This is a genomic window from Pseudomonas sp. Ga0074129, assembly GCA_001465025.1.
Lineage (GTDB): Bacteria > Pseudomonadota > Gammaproteobacteria > Pseudomonadales > Pseudomonadaceae > Aquipseudomonas.
Genome location: LNDO01000004.1, coordinates 1 through 447, shown reverse-complemented (window position 1 = coordinate 447; position 447 = coordinate 1). Strand labels below are relative to the sequence as shown.

At 57.7% G+C, this 447-nt stretch carries 1 pseudogene; it reads right to left on the bottom strand.

The features are described 5' to 3' along the window. Positions 1-144: 144 nt before the first annotated feature. Positions 145-447 (bottom strand): annotated as a pseudogene (locus AUK77_RS00050) (OprD family outer membrane porin); the annotation flags it as partial.

The following is a 447-nucleotide window of genomic DNA, read 5'->3' as shown; positions in this document are numbered from 1 at the left end:
CGAAGATCAATTTACGCCCACGCAAACGCCTGGGCTGGAAGACACCGTACGAAGTGTATGCAGGGGTGAGCGTTGCACTTATGGGTTGAATTCAGGATCGCTATTCTGGGTTCCGCCGCCGCTGATAGCGCGGGCTGCGCCGCTGGTAATGCTGAGGTCTTCGCTATCGGATGAGTCGCGCTGGCTTACTTGTTTGAGCTGGCCGGCATCGAAGGTCAGGCCGGCAATCTCCAGCGAATTCAGGTGCCCGCCTTGAAAGGTCTGTGGCAGCAGGCGCGAATCGTTTGCTTGGACGGTTGGCAGTCGAGGTTGCAGCGTGCCCAGTTTCAGCACGCTGTTTGAAGCGCGCAGCTTCGCGGTTAAGCCCATCTCACCATATTCATCCTGCGCTGCACGAGGTGCTTCTTTGTTGCGTTTTAGAAGGCCCGTGCCTGAACGATCAGCGCT